Here is a 17,491-nt window from a genome sequence, read left to right as displayed (position 1 = left end):
AGGGCAGGGCGGGGGAGCCGCGGGGCAGGTGGGGTGATCGCGACAGGCGGGTGAGCGCGGCAGGTGGGGTGAGCGCGGCAGGCGCGCACAGGCGGCCTCGCGGCGCGGGTGGAGGGGTTGCCATGCGGCGCCTCGAACGCGAAGAAGGCGGGGTGGGCGAGAGGAGCGATCATGGCGACGATGACTCAGTTGCGTGAGCAGACGACCGGGGACGGCAGGCCAGGGCCCGAGGCGCAACCCATCCTGCGCCAGCGCGCGGAGGAGATTCAGCCGTACGGGGCGCTGGCGCGCTATCCGCTCGGGCTCGGCGACGACGTGCGCGCGGCGAGCGTCAAGGCGCTCAACCAGATCCTGAGCGACACGATGGTGCTGCGCGACATGTACAAGAAGCACCACTGGCAGGTATCCGGGGCGACCTTCTATTCGCTGCACCTCCTGCTCGACAAGCACTACGAGGAGCAAGCCAAGCTCGTCGACGACCTGGCCGAGCGGGTGCAGACGCTCGGGGGTATCGCCATCGCGATGGCGCACGACGTCGCGGAGATGTCGAAGATCGAGCGGCCGCCGCGGGGGCGCGAGGAGGTGCCGGTGCAGATCTCGCGGCTGCTCGAGGCGCACGAGCAGATCTTGATCGAGGCGCGCGAGGCGGCGGGCAAGGCGGCGCAGGGCGGCGACGACGGGACGAACGACCTGCTCGTAAGCCAGATTGTCCGCGTCAACGAGATGCAGGTGTGGTTCCTGTCCGAGCACCTCGTGGACACGCCGCTCGTCCGGGCGCGGTAGGCGGCGGGGGCGATGCCGCGCTGAGCGCGGCCGGGGGTGGTCGGGATAACCAGGGTGGATGAGGCCGTCGGATCGCCGCCGGACGCGCGGTCTTGCGCCGTGATCGGCGGTGCGCGATGCTCTGCCGATGCAATTCATCGAGGTGCTCGAGAGCGGCGGTATCGCCGAGGTCGTGTTGAATCGACCCAAGGTCAACGCGATGAGCCAGGCGGTGCTCCGCGAGATGGCCGACGTCTTCCGGCGGCTCGGGGAGGACGACGCCGTGCGCGGGGTCCTCGTCCGCGGCGCCGGCAAGTGCCTGTCCGCGGGGCTCGACCTGCGCGAGGTCGCGTCGCTCGATCGAGAGCGGCTCGCGGGCTTCCTCGACGATTTCGACGCCGCCTTCGGCGCCGCGTTCCGCTTCCCGAAGCCGTTCGCCGCCGCGGTGCACGGCCACGCGCTCGCGGGCGGCGCCGTGCTGGCGATGTGCGCCGACTACATCGCGCTCGGCGACGGCGATCATAAGTTCGGGCTCCCCGAGCTCGTCGTGGGGATCCCGTTTCCGCGCGTCGCCTTCGAGATCGTGCGCGCCGCCTGTCCCACCCGCGCGTTTCGGAGGCTCGTCTTCGGGGCGGACAGCCACTCTCCTGCGGAGGTGTTCGAGATGGGCGTCGGCGACGCGCTCTCCAAGGAGCCGCTCGAGGACGCGCGCCGCTGGCTCGCCACGGCGTGCAGCCGCCCCGCGGCGGCGTTCCGCTTCGTCAAGGCGACCCACCGCAAGGAGGCGTGGGCGCGGATCGCCGCGCCGCTGCCCGAGGAGCGGGAGGCCTTCGTCGAGGCGCTGCTCTCGGCGAAGCAGGTATTGACGGCGACGCTCGCGGGGTGAGGTGCCGAAGCGCCCCGGACGGCTCCGGCAAAGTGCTACCGGCGGGCGCGCCGGGTCACGCGCTGCGGATTCGCGTGCCGAACGCGGCGAGGCGGTCGAGCATGTGCTCGGGGTCGATCAGCGCGTTCGGATGGTAGAGGCCTGGGGCCACGGGCTCGCCGCCGGCGAGCCCGAGCAGCCGCTCCACGGCCACGGCGACGCCGACGGCGGTCATCGGCGCCTGGCCCTCCGGGTGCACGAGCTCGTGGCGCGAACGCCCTCGCGCGCCGTCCTTCTTCACCCCCTCGAGCTCGATCACGATCTCGGTCGAGAACGGCTCGCCTCGCCGGCGGCTGGCCGTCTCCCCGAGCACGAGATCGAACCGGATCGAGCGCGCGTCAGTCGCCGCGGCGATGCTCATGGGATCGAGCACCGGGTAGATCTGGCCCTTCACCTCGGTGCCGTCGACGGTCACGAACGACCGTGAGCCCTCCTCTCCAGCCACCCAGATCCACCGGCCGTCCTTCAGGAGGAGCCCGTTCATCCCGGCCCTGGTCTGGCGCTCGAAGTCGGCGTACGCGGCGGGGCCGCCCACGTCCTGCTCGTCGAGGACCACGCCGATCGCGACGCTCTCGACGCGCGCGTAGCCCCTGGCGAAGTGGAGGGTCGGCAACGTGGCCGAGCCGGCGAGCCAGTGGCTCGCGAGCAGGACGGGCGCGCTCCTCGGCCGCTGCGCGTGGAGCGCGACCTCGGGCGCGAGCTCGAACGCCACCGTCGAGATGTCGACGTAGGCCGCGCCGTTCTCCTGCGCGAAGCGGAGCGCGTTCATCCGTTCGTCCTTCACGAACATGAGCACCGCGCCGTATACCTCGCCCGCCGGCTGCCCGAGATCGGGCCGCTCGAGGTCCACGCGGACAGGGCGCGCGCGGCCGATCTGCTCCGCGACCGCCGCGGCCTTCGCGAGATCTCTCCCGCCGATCGCGATCGGCAGGTCGGGGTAGAGCGCGCGCAGCGTCCTCGCGGTCCGAGAGCCGACGACGCCGGACCCTCCGACGATGAGAACGGACTCCCTCGTGCCCTTCGCCATGTTCGTCATGATGGATGAGCTCCTCTCCGCCCGATCCACCGGGCGTGAACAACTTACCGTTGGTAAGTTACCAATGGTAATGTACACGAGGGCCCGCCCTGTCAAGCGCGCCCGCGGCGTTTTCTCCGCCCTGCGCGCCCCGGGGGCGCCGGTACCTCGATCGCGGGCGAGATGCAGAGGCGGCCTGAGCCCGCCCGCTTCCGGAGGCCGCCTACCGGTACACGACCGTCGACCCGGCGGCGATCAAATCCAGCCGGTACGCCTCGCCTTCGCTGCGCGCGGCAAGCTCGCTGATCGGCTCGCGGTAGAACTCGTAGGTCGAATGGTGAATGGGCAGCACGTGTCGCGGCTGAACGGCCCGGGCGAGCGCGACCACGTCCGACGCCCGCATGCTGATCAGCCCGAAAGGCCCGGTCGCGCCCACCCCACCGACATGGGGTACCAGCAGATCCGGTCTACCCCGCGACCGGGCTGCAGCGATCACCTCCTCGGTCGGCATCGAATCGCCCGTCCAGTAGATCGCTCGCCGCCAGCTGCCTTCCGTCAGCTCGACCCAGTATCCGTTTCCCTTGCCGAGAGCCCCGGCAATCTTCGGATCGCTCGAATGGTGCGCGGGCATGGCGGTGATGAACACTGCGCGCCCTGCGCCAGCAGCCAGCCTCCGCATGTCTCCCCACTGCATACCCTCCACGCGCCTGAACCCTTTGGCGGTCACCGTCCTCACGTCGGCCATCGGCAGCAGGATAGGCAGCGAACGATCAAGATCAGCCCACGCCTGCTGATCGAAATGGTCTTCATGGGCATGGCTGAGCAGAACGAGGTCCGCTACCTTGGGGTCGATGCCGCTGAACGGCGTCGACCGATGGTGCTGCACGACCTTCCGGTAGTCCACGGGCTCGTTGGGGTCGCCCATCGAGAAGCTCTCTCCCAGCACCGGATCCGTCAGGATGGTCAGATCGCCGAACGAGATCGCCATCGTCGGCCCCCCGACCCACGTGACGTGGAGCACGGGCTCTTGCCCAGGTTCGCTCGACCGGGCCGCGGAGGTGCGGTCAGGCCGCAGCGCGCAGCCTTGCAGCGTCAGCAGCGAAAGAGCCCAGAGAAAATTGCGCCGAGTAGAATCCATTCGCCTGCTCCGTGGTGATGACGGGCAAAGCGTAGCGCCTGCAGTGGGGGCAGACGAGATGGACAATCTCGCCGAGACTGACTAAAAAACTTGTTCAATGATCAGCCTCCCGCAGATCCAGGCGTTCATCGAGGTCGCACGATCGGGCAGCTTCGCCGCGGCAAGCCAGCACCTATCTTTGCCGCGATCCACGGTGAGCGCGCGGGTGCGTGCCCTGGAAGCACGCTTGAACGTCCGCCTGCTACATCGAACCACCCGCCGCGTCACGCTGACGGACGAGGGCCGCTCCTACATGGAGCAGTGCGAAGCAGCCATCGACGTGCTCACGAAAGCCGAGAGCCAGCTCACGCGGTCGAACGAGCTCGCCGGCACGATACGGCTCACGGTGCCGCTCGACATGCCCAAGCCGGCATTGGCACGTTTGCTCGGCGCGTTCATCGAGCGGCATCCCGGGATCCGAGTTGAGACCGTGGTCAGCGACGAGCTCTTGAACCTGGTGGCCCACAACATCGACCTCGCCCTGCGTGGCGGCTCCCCCGGCACCCTGGGCGTCGTGGCGCGCAAGCTCGGCGAGGGCGGACTAGCCTTTCATGCCAGCCCCGAGTACATCAAGACGCGGCGCGTTGGGAAGACGCTCGTCCACCTGCACGAGCATGCGATCTACGACCCTGCGCAGCGCCTGCGGAAGCGCGCTCGTTCAAGCCTGCAGCCGTCCCCGCTCTCCACGCGCAATTTCGAGCTTGCAAAGACCTTTGCGCTGCAAGGGCGCGGGATCGCCCTGCTGCCGGAGAGCCTGTGCGCCGAGGAGGTGAAATCCGGCGCCCTGGCGAGGCTGTCCTCCATCCATCGAGTCCCTGCGCTGCCGCTCTATCTGGTGATGCCTTCGAGAGCCCATGTTCCCGCTCGGGTGCGGGCGCTGGTTGATTTCATCACTGACCCAGGAAAGGTGTCCTCCCTCCTTTGAGTCGCCCCTCCCCGCGAGGCTCAGCCCCTGATGGTGGCGCGGTGGATGGGCGCGGCGAGATCGGCGGCTCACCCGCAGGGCGCGCAGCTGCCGCCGCAATCCACGCCGGTCTCGCCGGCGTTCATCACGCCGTCGGTGCATGAGGGCTCCTGGCACGCACCCGCCCAGCAGACGCCGCTCTCGCAGCTCGCGCCCGTCCTGCAGCCTTGACCCGCCGCGCAGGGCTGGCAGGGGAACACCCCGCAGTCGACCCCCGTCTCATCCCCGTTCTGCGCGCCGTCCTCGCACGTCGGCGCCGCGCAGAGACCCCCGCCGCAGACCTTGCTCTCGCAATCTGCTCTCGTCCCGCAGGCTTCACCGGTGGTGCATGGGCGGCACGTACCGCCGCAGTCCCTCGCGGTCTCCCCGAGCGCGACATCGACAACGTTGTTCGTGCAGTGGGACGGCACACAGACCACGCCGGAGCAAGCCAGGCCGTTGGGACAGTCGTTCATGGTCACGTCGCCATCAAAGCACGCCACGCACGTGCCCACATGGCACATCCTCTGTTGCTCGTCCGGACATTCCGCGCCTTCGGTCAGCGGCTTGTTGACCGGCCCGCCCTCGCCACAGCTATCGTACGTACACTGCTCGCCGTCGTCGTAGACGTCGGACGGGTCCTCGAACTCGATGAGCTCGCCCGTGACCGTGCACTCGACCCGCCGGCAATCTCCCTTTCGCTGTGAGGCGACCGGCCCGGGGTGGATCTCCACGGTGCACGCGCCCTCGACGCACCGCCCGGCCCCGCACGCGCGGCTCGGCGGCCCAGGGCACTCCGCGTCGCTCTTGCAGCCAGCGTCGACGCCGCCATCAGGCTCGCATGCCTCCGTTCCCGGAGCGCACTCCGCGCACGGCCTGCATGACAGAGGGCAATCCGGATCCGCCGCCTCGCTGGGAGTGCAACAGATATGCTCTTCCAAGTCGACACACTGGCAACGATCGCCGACGCAGGTCGCTCCGGGGATGTCCTGGTACTCTGTGTGACAATCGGCGTCGTCCTCGCAGTAGCCTCCCAGAGAAGGAGAATCCCCGGCACAAGAGCCCACGAACCACGCGGCGCCAGCGAGCACCGACGCGGCGAGCACCACGCGGCGAAATAGCGTATTCATGCGAACAGAGCCTCCGGGCACGACCCTTCGCTCGCCGGAAAAAGAGACCAGCGAGGGGCGCGGACTGCCCTCTACACGGCTCCTCCTATACAGCACCGGAGTCGCAGAAGCGCGTAAGAAATCGACAGAAAGCCCTGCTAAAGGCTGGAAATGTCGAGGGCGTCAACGGAACGTGCTGGAACGCGCGTCGGGCCAGCTTGCCCCGCACTCGTACCAGTCCGCGTTGCACGGCGGCACCGGCTCCTTCGGCTCCGGCGGAGCAGGCGCCGGCGCCGCCGCGGTCGCGGGGGCCGTGGGCTCCGGGCTCGCCCCGAGCGCGGGCCTCGGGCGGAGGGGGCGTTTCCTCGGGACAGCGTCCAGCTCCCCGGGAGCCGGCGCGGCGCGCGCAGCCAGCACGAGGACGCGCGGGAGCCGCGCGACGGCCGGCGGGCGCGCCGCAGACGGCGAGCCGAGATGGAGCCGTCCGAGGAGCGCTGCCGCCGCCGCCGCGAGGACCAGGCCGCCTGCTCCCACCGTGAGCGCAATCCGAGTCCGCCTCCCGGGAGGCGAAGGTGGCCTGTTCACCTGCGCGCCGGGCGCAGACGCAGACCCCGTCGAGATCGAGGAGGAAACGTCGCGCGGCCGCTCCGTCACCTCCTCGCTCTGCGGCTCGGGCCGCCGGTCCTGCGGCGTCGCGCCCCCAGACCTCGGGCCTGCCGCACCCGAGGGCCGCGCCAACCCGTCGGACAGCGGCGCCGGGCGCTGCGACCCCCCGCCGCGCGACGCCGTCGACGCGCGGCGCACCCCGGCGCCGGCCCCCCGGTCGACCTCGCCTTGCCAGCGACACCAGCCCTCGAGCGCGCCGTGCAGCGCCGCGATGAGCTCCGCCATGTCGCGGTACCGGGCCTCCGGGGCCCTCTCGGTCGCGCGCCTCACGACGCCCGCGACCAGCGGCGGCAAGGGGACGAAGGTCTCGAGCGGCAGCGGCGTGGTGTTCAGGATGCAGCGGACGAGCTCCTCCGGCGCTCGCTCCGCGAACGGCCGGCGCAGCCCGATCAGCTCGTAGAGCACGAGGCCCAGCGCGTGGACGTCGGTCCGCTCGTCCAGGACCGCGGGCTCCGCGAGCTGCTCGGGCGCCCGGTACGCCGGCGCCGTCGCCGCGTCCGCCGCGCTCAGACCGAAGAGCTGCGCGAGACCCAGGCCGGTGAGCTTGAAGGAGCCGTCGTCGAGCAGGATCACGCGCTCCGGGCAGAGGTCCCCATGGAAGATCCCCGCGGCGTGCGCGATCTTCAGGACCTCGGCGACCTCGGCGACCTGAGAGAGCACCCACGGCGGCGTGATGCTCCCGGGGCGCTCCTCGAGAAGGGCGCGCAGCGACCGGCCGTCGCACCGCTCCGTCGCCGCCCAGCAGAACGAGCCCCCGAGGCCGCCGTCGAGCACCAGCGGGACCTCCTCGATGCGCCGGCTCACGGCGCGCAGCCGCTCGAGACCGTCGCGGAACCCGCCGGGCACCGCCTCGCTCAGGTAGAGCAGCGCGTCCCGGCCGTCGCGATCGACGGCGGCATAGACGTCCACACGGCCGAGGCCCTCCAGCCGCTCGACGATCCGGTATCCCAGTCCAGACCCATCTACCACGCCGCCTCCAGGTGGAGCCGCGTCCCCACCGCGGTCAACCTCGGGCCGCGGCTCCTCGGGGTGCTCCGGGGATAAAAGGCGTAGATCAGCGTCGCCGTGGCCAGGAGCGCGCCGGCCGTCAGCGCGACCGCGGCGCGCTCCTCGGCGAGCTCCATCGCGCTGTAGGCGCGCTGCGCGCGCTGGAGCTCCAGGCCGGCGATCCGGTAGCCTCCGTGGTTGCGCTCGAGCAGGTCGTCGAACCTGCGCTCGTGCTCGCCCGACCGCGCGAGCAGCACCGCGCCGAGCGTGACGCACCCGGCGGACGCGACGGTGCCCAGCAGGACGAGCCCCGGCGCGGGCCCCGCGCCCGGCTCGGCCCGCGCCGGCGCGCGCGGCGCCGGTGGACGCGGCGCCGCCGCGCCCGGCTCGACCCGCGCCGGCGGGCGCGCCGCTGCCGCTCCGGTGTCCGTCGGCGCGGCGGGATCCAGGACGACCTGGCGCGCGTCCCCCGCGCGCACCTCCACGGTGGTCTCCTGCGCCGCCTCGCCGAGCGCCGCCCGGACGCGGTGCGCGCCGGGCGCGACGAACACCGCGCGCCCGAGCGGCGCCCGCCCAACGGGCCGGCCGTCGACCGACAGCTCCGCGCCCCGGGGCACGGCGAAGGTCAACGCGCCGACCGCCTGCTTCGCCCGCGCGAGATCCAGCGCTCGGCTCTGGTGCCGCTCACGCGCCCCGGCGTCCGCCGGCGCCGGCGTCCTCTCCAGACACGCCGTGAGAAACTCGGCCGCTCTGGGCATGTCCCCGATCCGGAACGAGAGCTGCCCGACGTTGCACGCCGCCTTCTCCGACGGTTCGAGTTGCCACAGCTGCAACCACAGGTCCCGCGCCTCCGCGAGCTGACCCTCCGCCACGGCCCGGTCGGCCGAGCGCTGGAGTCGAGCCTTGGGGCCGCTCGGGGGGGCGTCCGCGCCAGCGGCCAAAGGCACGAGGACCAGCGCCAGGGAGAGCAACGATCGAACGAGCGCTCGCGACGGCGTGATGTTCACCAGCAGCTACATACCAAAAACAGATCACGCCGAGGGGAGCTTGCAGGAGATCCCCAAAAACACTGGATCGGTGGCAATTGGGGACGCTTCGACGTAATGCTTCGATTCGCAGCCACGCCCCCGGCTACCCCAGCAGCCGCTTCCACTGCTCCGACAGCCGCTGCGTCGACACCGGGACAGCCGCCTTCAGCTCGGGCGCGAACAGCGACACCCGCAGCTCCTCGATCAGCCAGCGGAACGACTCCAGCTCTTCCGCGGGAACCCCCTTGTTGAGGAGCGCCTGCTGATGCTTGAGGTAATCCTGCCAGAACGGCAGCACCTGCGCGGCCTTGGCCTGATCCTTCTGCGGCCCGTTCGGCAGCCGCTCGAGCCGGATCTGGACGGCGCGCAGGTAGCGCGGCAGGTGCGCGAGCCGGTCGAGCGGGGCGCGCGCGAACATCCCGACCGGCAGCAGGAAGTCGACCTGCGTGCGCACGTCGTCGAGCGCCTGCCTCGGCGAGCCCGGCTTCCCCGCCATCGACCGGAGCATCGACTGCACGCGATCGAGCTCGACCCCGATCTCGCGCGCCATCCCCGAGAGCCTCCCCAGCACGCCCTGCAGCGACCGCCGGCCCTCGTCCAGACGCGCCTGGAACGCGGCCCGCGTCCTCGGGAACGCCGCGGGATCGCCGAGCTGGAACGCCTCGTCGAGCGCGCGCAGCGCGATCTGCCGGGCCAGGCTCGGCTCGCCCGGGGCCACCTTGGCGCCGAGCCCGCTCACGGCCACGGCGCTGCGCAGCGGCTGCTCGAGCTGGCTCATCTTGCCCCCCATCTGCAGCAGCACGAGCCGCCGCAGCCCGGCGCGCGTCGCCTCGGCGGCCGCCGCCCTCGACGCGAGCACCCGCACCGAGACCGACGCCTCGTTGTCGATCAGCGCCGGATAGCCGAACACCTTCTGCCCCCCGGCGTCGACCTGCACGCGCTCGGGCAGCGCGTCGACCCCGAACGACGTCAGCCCGTCCCGCTCCAGACCCGCCTTGCCGACCCTCGCCCAGGCCTCGCGCGCCCGGCCGGACAGCCGCTCCTTGAGCTCCCGCAGGTCGCGCCCCTCCCCGATCACCCGGCCGTCCTCGCCGATCACGCGGAAATAGAAGCGCAGGTACGGCGGGAGATCGTCGGGCCGGAACGCGTCCGCCGGCACGCGCTCGCCGGTGCGATCCTCGACGGCGGCCGCGAGCGCCGGCCGCATCGGGCCCTGGAACGGCCGGAGATCCGCCGCGATCTCCCGGGCGACCTCCCGGAGCGGGACCAGCGCCTTGCGGAGCGACTTCGGCAGCGTCTCGAGCAGCAGGGCGATCTTCTCGGCGTGCCACCCGGGGATCATCCACTCGAGCTCGTCCGGATCGGCCTGCGGCAGGAGCACCAGCGGCAGCGACAGCGAGATGCCGTCGTCGTCCTCGCCAGGATCGAAGCGGTACGAGAGCGGCACGGTCGCGCCGTAGAGGTCGAGCGCGTCGGGGAAGCGCTCGGGCGTGAGCTCTGCGGCCTCGTCGAGCAGGACGTCGGCGAGCGACAGGGACAGCACCCGCGGGTCCTTCTCCTCGGCCTCCTTCCGCCACGCCTCGAACGTCTTTCCGCTGTACACCCCCTCGGGCACGCGGCGGTCGAAGAAGAGCTCGAGCGCGTGCTCGTCCGCCAGCATCTCGCTCCTCCGCGCCTTGTCGCGCAGCCGGCTCACCTCCTCGAACAGCCGGCGGTTCGCCTCCATGAACGCCCCGCGCGTCGTGTATTCCTGCCGGACCAGCGCGTGGAGGAGGAAGATCGGGCGCGCCGCCTTCGGATCGATCGTCCCGTAATCGACCCTGCGGTCCCGCGCGATCGGCAGCCCGTAGAGCGTCACCTGCTCCTTGGCCATCACCGCCGCCGGCTTCGCGGCCCAGTGAGGATCGCCGTAGCTGCGCTTGCAGAGCGGCCCGGCCGCGGCCTCGATCCACGCGGGATCGAGGGCCGCCGCCATCCGGGCGAAGAGCTGCGATGTCTCGACCAGCTCGGCGGCCATGATCCACGCGGGCGGCTTCTTCGCGAGGCCCGAGGACGGGTGGAGCTGAAACCGCGTCTGCCTTGCGCCGAGATACACCCGGTTCTCCTGGTTCCACATGCCGATACGGCTGAGCAGGCCGGGCAGGAGCGCGCGATGGATGGCGTCGCCCTTCGCGGGCGCGCCGTTCGGCGAGAAGCCCATCTCCTTCGTGATGCGGCTGAGCTGCCGGTGCACGTCGGCCCACTCGCGCATGCGGAGGTACGACACGAAATGATCGCGGCACGCCTTCCGGAGCTGGTTCTGCGTCAGCCGGCCCTGCGCGTCCTGGTAGAAGCTCCACAGCTTCAGCAGCCCCACGAAGTCCGACGTCTCGTCCTTGAACTTCCGGTGCGCGTCGTCGGCCTGCTTCTGCGCCGAGAGCGGCCGCTCCCGCGGATCCTGCACCCCGAGCGCGGCGGCGATGATCAGCACCTCGGCGAGCGCCCCCTCGCGCTCGCCGCCCAGGACCATCCGGCCGAGCCGCGGATCGAGCGGCAGCCGCGCGAGCTTCCGGCCGATGTCCGTGAGCGCGCCCGACTCGTCGAGCGCGCCGATCTCCTCGAGGACCCGATAGCCCTCGTCCACGGCGCGCTTCGACGGCGGGTCGAGGAACGGAAAATCCTCGATGGCCCCGAGCCCGAGCGCCTTCATCTGCAGGATCACGCCCGAGAGGCCGACGCGCAGGATCTCCGGATCGGTGTAGGCAGGCCGCGCCTGATAGTCCTGCTCGGCGTAGAGCCGGAAGCAGACGCCGCTCTGCACGCGGCCCGCGCGCCCCTTGCGCTGATCGGCGCTCGCGCGCGAGATGGGCTCGATCTGGAGCTGGGTGACGCCGGTGCGGGGGCTGTATCGGTTGACCCGGGCGAGCCCCGCGTCGACCACATACACGATGCCTGGAATGGTGAGCGACGTCTCCGCCACGTTGGTCGCGAGCACGATCCGCCGCCCCGGGATCGACTGGAACACGCGCTGCTGGTCGCCCTGCGGGAGCCGCCCGTAGAGCGGCAAGAGCGTCGTGTGCGGCAGGCCGTGGCGCTCGAGCTCGGCCATCGTGTCATGGATCTCCCGCTCGCCCGGGAGGAAGACGAGGATATCCCCGCGCGGGTCGATCTCGGTGATCTCCTCGACCGTGCTCGCGACCGCGTCGGCGATCTCCGGCTCGCCGCTCTCGGGGGGACGGTGGATGACCTCCACGGGATACGTGCGGCCGGAGACCTCGATGACCGGCGCGCCGTCGAAAAAGGCCGCGAACCGATCGGTCTCGAGCGTGGCGGAGCTGATGATGACGCGGAGATCCGGCCGCCTCGGCAAGAGGCGTTTGAGGTACCCGAGCAAGAAATCGATGTTGAGGCTGCGCTCGTGGGCCTCGTCGATGATGAGCGTGTCGTAGTCCGAGAGCCGCGGATCGCCCTGGATCTCGGCGAGGACGATGCCGTCGGTCATGTACTTGACGTACGTCGCCGGGCTCGTCCTGTCCGAGAAGCGGATCTTGTAGCCGACCTCCTTGCCCAGCTCGACGCCGAGCTCCTTGGCGACGCGGGCCGCGACGCTGGTGGCGGCGATGCGGCGCGGCTGCGTCACGCCGATCCGCGCGTGGAGCCCGCGGCCCATGGCCAGGCAGATCTTGGGGAGCTGCGTGGTCTTGCCCGAGCCGGTCTCGCCCGCGACGATCACCACCGGGTGCCCCTCGATGGCCCGGGCGATGTCGAGCACCCGCGCCGAGATGGGCAGCTCCTCGGGAAAGCGGACCGGGCTCGCGGACGCGGGCGGCGGTGACGTCTGGCCGCCGGGGGCGGCCGGCGCAGGGGAGGATTCGTGCGGAACGCGGGAGCTCACGGTGCGCGAGGGGGTAGCACCTCCCGCCGCGGCGCGCCGTCGAAGCCGTGCGCTCGCGGGGCGCGGCGCCGCGCCGCCGTGGGGAGCGCGCGGCTCCGAGGGCGCGCCGCCCCTCCGCCGGCGCGCGCGCGACCGGTCAATCCTCGTCGTCGCCGCCGTCCTCGCACTTCGGATCGCGGCAGCGGCCTTGGACGATGTCGCGGCACAGCTCGTCGCGCTTCTTCTCGTCCAGGTCCTCGTCGAGCGCGGCGAAGATCAGCTGCATCCGGCACTCGAGCGTGCCCTCGACGCGCAGCCGGCTGCACGCGTTGAACACGGTCGGCGCCGGCCAGAGCGAGCACATGACCGTGCAGCTCTCGAGATCCGGCACCCGCAGCGGGCACAGGGCCGCGTACAGCGTGCAGAGCGTCTCGCACCGCCCGGCGCACCCGTCGGCGCCGTCCGGGCCGAGCGGCCCGGCGTCGGTGCAGCCGGCGGGATCGCCCGTCTCCACCGGCCGGCACGCGGCATAGCCCGCGGGCGACGGCATCGCCTCGCACACGGTGCAGCACGCCTCGACCGACGGATACTGCGGCGCGAGCTCGCACCGATCCATCGAATTGATGCAGTGCGTCGAACATTCGGCGATCTCGCAGGGGCCGATCTGCTGCTGCGGCGGCGGCGTGGGCGGCGGCGGCGTGGCCGCCGGCGGGGGCCCGCTGTCCTGGCCCGCGTCGCCGGCGTCGGCGTCGGTCTCCACGCTGCCGCCGTCGGTCGCGAGGGTGCCGCCCTCGCCGCCTTCGCCGGGCAGCGGGGCGATGACCTGGCAGCCGGCGAGCCACGCGGCGAGCGCGCAGGCGATCGCGGAGCGCGCCTTCACAACGTCCCCCGCACGCCGATGTAGCCCGGGCCGACCGCCCAGGTGACGTTCGAGGCCGGCGCCCGCGCGCTCTCCAGCCCGAGGGCGACGCCCCCGACGGCCGCGCCGGCGATGGCGAGGCCGAACCCCACGTTCGAGACCCAGCCCAGCGCGTTCGCGCTGCCTCGCGCGCCGTCGGAGCAGCGCGCGGTGCCCTGCCGGCACGCGTCCTCGAGGTCGCTCCGCGCGCCCAGGTAAGCCGCGCCCGCGCCGAGCCCCACCGCGAGCCCGGCGCCCGAGGCGATGAACCCGCCGATGGCCCACGCCGAGGCCTTGCCCGAGGACGGCTCCGGGGTGAGGGCGACGTCCAGCGTCGTGACCTCCCGCTCCGGGACGTAGACCCGCTGCCGGGCGCCGACGTAGCCGTCGGCCTCGACCTCGACCCAGTGGTTGCCCGGGTCGATCGGCGACCCCTCCGCGGAGACCTTCACCTCTTGCCCGTCGACCTTGAGCCTGGCGCCGGCCGGGCTCGGCGTGAGCCTCACCTTCAGCCGGGGGATGCGCTGATCGAGCTCGCTGCGCAGGGCGTCGGCGCGGCGCCGCGCCTGCGTGAACGGCCAGGGCTCTCCGGGGGTCGCGCGCGACGAGGCGATCGTCGACGCGAGCTCGCGCGCCTCGCTGAGCCGCCCGATCGCGGTGAGCGTCTTCGCGACCTCGATGGAGGTCGTGGGCACGCAGACCAGGCGCTCGGCGCGCTGGTAGGCGCGGAGCGCCTCCGCGTAGCGCTTCTGGGCGAAGAGCTCGTCGCCCGTGTACACGAGCTCCCGGGCCTCGGTCCGCGCCTTGTCGCCGGCCTCGCCGCTGGCGGCGCCCGCGTCCTCGCCGGCGAGCGCGGGGGAGGCCGCGAGCAGCAGGCCGGCGATCATCATCAGGGTCGTGGGCCGGGAGTGCATGGATTTCCCCCGTCAGAATCCGAGATCGCGCCGCGCGCGGCTTCGCGTCGCGACCTTCTTGGCCGGCGGCTCGCCGGACGCCGCGCGCGCCTGCGCGGCGACCGGCGCCTTGCGCGCGGCCGGCGCCGCGGCCGGGGCCTCGGCCGCCGGCTGGATGTCGGGCTGCGACGCGCTCGCCGCGGGGCGCGGCGCGCTGGCCGGGGCCTCGGGCTGCGGCGCGCTCGTCGCGCACTGGGCCGCGGGCTCGGCGGCGGGGGCGGCGTGCGCCGACGGCCCGGCGCCGAGCATCGTGAGCGACGCGAGGTGCGCGGCCGGCGCCGCCGCCGTCCGGGTGACGCCGGCCCACGCCAGGGTGCTCACCCCCATCACGGCGGCCGCCGCCACGGCCCAGGTGCGCGCCCGCGACCGCTGCCGCGGCGAGATGGCGCCGAGCGTGCCGAACGGCATCAGCGTGGTCACGAGGGACGAGAACCCCTCGCCCGAGGCGAGCGAGTCGCGCGGGGGCATCATCTCCGTCAGGGCGGGCCGCGCGTCGCGCGGGGCGGCGACGGCGGCGTCCAGCGCCTCGAGGACGGCGCGGGCGCTCTGGACGCGGCGCGCCGGGTCCGGCTCGAGCAGCGAGAGGACCCAGGCGTCGATCGCGGGCGGCAGGCCCGGGACGAGGCGGGACGGCGGCGGGGGCGGCCCGCGGTCGATCGCGACCGCCACCGCGGCGATGGTGGCCCCGCCGAACGGGGTCTGTCCGGTCAGGCAGAAATAGGCCACGACGCCGAGCGCCCAGAGGTCGCTGTGCGGCCCGACCTTGGCGCCGCCCGCCATCTGCTCCGGCGACATGAAGTGCGGCGTCCCCATGATGGCGCCCGTGACCGTGAGCCGCTCGGCCTCCTCGGCGGTGTTCTTGGCGATGCCGAAGTCGAGCACCTTCACGAACGGCTCGCTCTCGCCCGCCACGAGGAAGATGTTCTCGGGCTTGACGTCGCGGTGGACGATGCCGGCCTCGTGCGCCTTGGCCAGCGCGGCGCACGTCTGGCGCAGGATGGTCGCCGTCTCGTCGAGCGAGAGCCGCCCGCGGCGCTCGACGAGGTCGTGGAGCGTCTCGCCTTCGAGGTGCTCCATGACGATGTACGGGACGCCCTGATCGGTGAACCCCAGGTCGAACACCCGCACCACGTGCGGGCTCTGGATCCGGGCGGCGGCCTCCGCCTCACGCCGGAGCCGGGTGACGGCGAGCGGGTGATCGGCGTAGATGTCGCGGAGGAATTTGACCGCGACCTGCGTCTTGAGCCCGACGTGTTCGGCGAGCCAGACGCTCCCCATCCCGCCTTGGCCGAGCGCGCGGAGGAGCCGCAGCTGCGCGCCCACCTGCATCCCCGGCAGCGGCGCGCGGTCCGAGCTCGACGGCGCGGTGTGGCACCTTGCCTCAGCTGGGGCGATCAGGCACGGCGATGGCTGTGTGGCCTCACCCATTCCTACCGTCTTGCTCATGCCGGAGGGGGCTTGCATGCGGCGAGCCAGCGTCTCGATTGAACGGTTCCAAGGACATGGGCTGGAGTCGGCGTGGCGCATCGTGGCGCGAGGCCGCGCCGCACAGAGCCCTCGTGACAGTTCGCTACAGGCGAGGTTACCGACGTGGGCGCGCCTCGCGGCGCTCCACGTCAATACGGTCGCGCGCATCGCGCCTTGCGGGCTGCGCCACATCTCCGGGAGCCGCCGCGCCGATCGGCCCGTCACGCCGCCTGGACTCGCGATGTCGCCCGCCGTGCGCTCCGGGCGACCGCGCGCCGTCGCGGCCGGCGCAGGTCGTCGGCGCGCCGCGCGGGCGCGGCCGCCCGAGGTGTGATGTCGAGAGCGACGCGATCGGGCGCATGTCCGAGCTCGGCGTTGCCGGATGGATGATGACGCGCAACGTATCTGTGCCGTTGCCGACACGAGGCCGCTCCGGGGCGCGCACCCCGGAGCCGGGGAGTGTCGAGACAACCGCGCTCGCGCGGCGCCAATCGAGCGGGCGAGCGGGCGAGCGACGGCCGGCAGAGCTTGCGCGATCTCGCGAGCGCGGCCGTCGATCAGGGGTTGTGTCGCGCGGACGAAGCAAGCAGTCTACGCGCAGCGATGCAGCCTCTCTTCCTCTGCTTCCTGGCGGGCGTCGGCCTCCTCGCCGCGGCGTGCGATGCCCCTCCCGCGGAGGCGCCCAAGCCGGTCCAACTCCCGCCCGTGCCCCCGGGCGAGCTCCGCAGCCCGGAGGCGTTCGCGTCGATCCGGGACGACGACGCGCGCGCGGCCTCGCTCTTCCTCGAGGCGAGCAAGGTGCTGCTCCATCCGCGCTGCGTGAACTGCCACCCGCACGACGGCGTCCCGCGCCAGGGCGACGCCGGCGAGCGCCACAGCCCGCCCGTCGAGCGCGGCCCGGCGGATCGCGGGCTCGCGGCGCTGGAGTGCACGTCGTGCCACCAGGTGCAGAACCTCGATTTCGCCCGCGTGCCCGGGGCGCCGGGCTGGCACCTCGCGCCGGCCGAGATGGCCTGGCTCGGCCGCTCGCCCGCGGCGATCTGCGCCCAGATCAAGGATCCGGCGCGCAACGGCAAGAAGACGCTCGCGCAGATCGTCGAGCACTCCGCGCACGACGAGCTCGTCGCGTGGGGGTGGGCGCCCGGGCACGGCCGCACGAAGGCGCCCGGCTCGCAGGCGGGCTTCGGCGCGCTCATCGATGCGTGGGTGAAGGCGGGCGCCGCGTGCCCGCCCGAGGAGTCCCGACCATGATCATCCTGAAGGTGAACGGCGCCGAGCAGAAGCTCGACGTGGATCCGGAGATGCCGCTGCTCTGGGTGCTGCGCGACGTGCTCGGCCTCACGGGGACCAAGTACGGTTGCGGCCAGGCGCTCTGCGGGGCGTGCGTGGTGCACATCGACGGCGAGACCGTGCGCGCCTGCGTGACGCCGGTGAAGCGCGCCGCCGGCGGCTCGGTGACGACCATCGAGGGGCTCAGCCCGGCCGGCGATCACCCGCTGCAGCGCGCGTGGGTGGAGCTCGGCGTCCCGCAGTGCGGCTTCTGCCAGGCGGGGCAGATCATGAGCGCGGCCGCGCTCTTGCGGAAGAACCCGCGCCCCTCGAACGAGGACATCGACAAGTCGCTCGCCGGCAACATCTGCCGGTGCGGCACGTACACGCGCATCCGCGCCGCGGTCCGCAAGGCCGCCGGCCTGCCCACGGAGTGAAG

The 17,491-nt window shown here is 72.5% G+C and carries 14 protein-coding genes; 5 read left to right on the top strand and 9 right to left on the bottom strand.

The features are described 5' to 3' along the window. Window positions 1-171: 171 nt before the first annotated feature. Both WME98_RS08900 and WME98_RS08895 read left to right on the top strand, forming a co-directional pair. The gene (locus WME98_RS08900) at window positions 172-783 is read left to right on the top strand and encodes a Dps family protein (protein ID WP_061628737.1); all 612 of its coding nucleotides are present in this window, start codon (window positions 172-174) and stop codon (window positions 781-783) included. 127 nt (window positions 784-910) lie between these two features. Then, window positions 911-1,648, top strand: a complete 738-nt coding sequence (locus tag WME98_RS08895) for an enoyl-CoA hydratase/isomerase family protein (protein ID WP_437950882.1) — start codon at window positions 911-913, stop codon at window positions 1,646-1,648. 55 nt (window positions 1,649-1,703) lie between these two features. On the opposite strand, the gene WME98_RS08890 is transcribed toward WME98_RS08895, so the two are convergent. Both WME98_RS08890 and WME98_RS08885 read right to left on the bottom strand, forming a co-directional pair. Beyond that, window positions 1,704-2,723, bottom strand: a complete 1,020-nt coding sequence (locus WME98_RS08890; protein ID WP_437950881.1) for a saccharopine dehydrogenase NADP-binding domain-containing protein — start codon at window positions 2,721-2,723, stop codon at window positions 1,704-1,706. A gap of 202 nt (window positions 2,724-2,925) precedes the next feature. Then, entirely contained in the window at window positions 2,926-3,840 is a 915-nt protein-coding gene (locus tag WME98_RS08885) for an MBL fold metallo-hydrolase (protein ID WP_437950880.1), read from the bottom strand. A 97-nt stretch (window positions 3,841-3,937) separates the two neighbouring features. Between WME98_RS08885 and WME98_RS08880 the strand changes: the two genes are divergently transcribed. Then, entirely contained in the window at window positions 3,938-4,804 is an 867-nt protein-coding gene (locus tag WME98_RS08880; RefSeq protein WP_437950879.1) for a LysR family transcriptional regulator, read from the top strand. 68 nt (window positions 4,805-4,872) lie between these two features. On the opposite strand, the gene WME98_RS08875 is transcribed toward WME98_RS08880, so the two are convergent. The 7 genes from WME98_RS08875 to WME98_RS08845 form a co-directional block, all read right to left on the bottom strand. Then, window positions 4,873-5,952 carry a hypothetical protein gene (locus tag WME98_RS08875; protein ID WP_437950878.1) on the bottom strand — a complete coding sequence of 360 codons (1,080 nt, stop codon included), beginning with the start codon at window positions 5,950-5,952 and terminating at the stop codon, window positions 4,873-4,875. A 162-nt stretch (window positions 5,953-6,114) separates the two neighbouring features. Further along, complete coding sequence (locus WME98_RS08870) at window positions 6,115-7,566, bottom strand: serine/threonine-protein kinase (protein ID WP_437950877.1); 1,452 nt, start codon at window positions 7,564-7,566, stop codon at window positions 6,115-6,117. Further along, window positions 7,560-8,591: a hypothetical protein gene (locus WME98_RS08865; RefSeq protein WP_437950876.1), complete on the bottom strand. Its 1,032-nt coding sequence runs from the start codon at window positions 8,589-8,591 to the stop codon at window positions 7,560-7,562. The genes WME98_RS08870 and WME98_RS08865 overlap by 7 nt, the downstream gene beginning before the upstream one ends. A 124-nt stretch (window positions 8,592-8,715) precedes the next feature. After that, the gene (gene hrpA, locus WME98_RS08860) at window positions 8,716-12,486 is read right to left on the bottom strand and encodes an ATP-dependent RNA helicase HrpA (RefSeq protein ID WP_437950875.1); all 3,771 of its coding nucleotides are present in this window, start codon (window positions 12,484-12,486) and stop codon (window positions 8,716-8,718) included. Between the two features lie 136 nt (window positions 12,487-12,622). After that, complete coding sequence (locus WME98_RS08855; RefSeq protein ID WP_437950874.1) at window positions 12,623-13,345, bottom strand: hypothetical protein; 723 nt, start codon at window positions 13,343-13,345, stop codon at window positions 12,623-12,625. After that, window positions 13,342-14,277, bottom strand: a complete 936-nt coding sequence (locus tag WME98_RS08850; protein WP_437950873.1) for a PEGA domain-containing protein — start codon at window positions 14,275-14,277, stop codon at window positions 13,342-13,344. Before WME98_RS08850 ends, WME98_RS08855 begins: the two co-directional genes overlap by 4 nt. Before the next feature lie 12 nt (window positions 14,278-14,289). Continuing rightward, the gene (locus tag WME98_RS08845) at window positions 14,290-15,744 is read right to left on the bottom strand and encodes a serine/threonine-protein kinase (RefSeq protein ID WP_437950872.1); all 1,455 of its coding nucleotides are present in this window, start codon (window positions 15,742-15,744) and stop codon (window positions 14,290-14,292) included. A 642-nt stretch (window positions 15,745-16,386) separates the two neighbouring features. Between WME98_RS08845 and WME98_RS08840 the strand changes: the two genes are divergently transcribed. Together WME98_RS08840 and WME98_RS08835 are read left to right on the top strand one after the other, a co-directional pair. Then, a complete protein-coding gene (locus WME98_RS08840) occupies window positions 16,387-17,034 on the top strand; it encodes an Isoquinoline 1-oxidoreductase subunit (RefSeq protein ID WP_437950871.1) in 648 nt (215 codons plus the stop codon). Continuing rightward, window positions 17,031-17,489 (top strand): (2Fe-2S)-binding protein, encoded by a 459-nt coding sequence (locus WME98_RS08835; protein WP_020739441.1) that lies wholly within the window; start codon window positions 17,031-17,033, stop codon window positions 17,487-17,489. The genes WME98_RS08840 and WME98_RS08835 overlap by 4 nt, the downstream gene beginning before the upstream one ends. Window positions 17,490-17,491 lie beyond the last annotated feature (2 nt).

Source organism: Sorangium sp. So ce296 (assembly GCF_051529605.1).
Taxonomy (GTDB): domain Bacteria; phylum Myxococcota_A; class Polyangia; order Polyangiales; family Polyangiaceae; genus Sorangium; species Sorangium cellulosum_D.
Note: the sequence above shows the minus strand (reverse complement) of the source record. Positions and strands in the feature narration are given on the sequence as shown.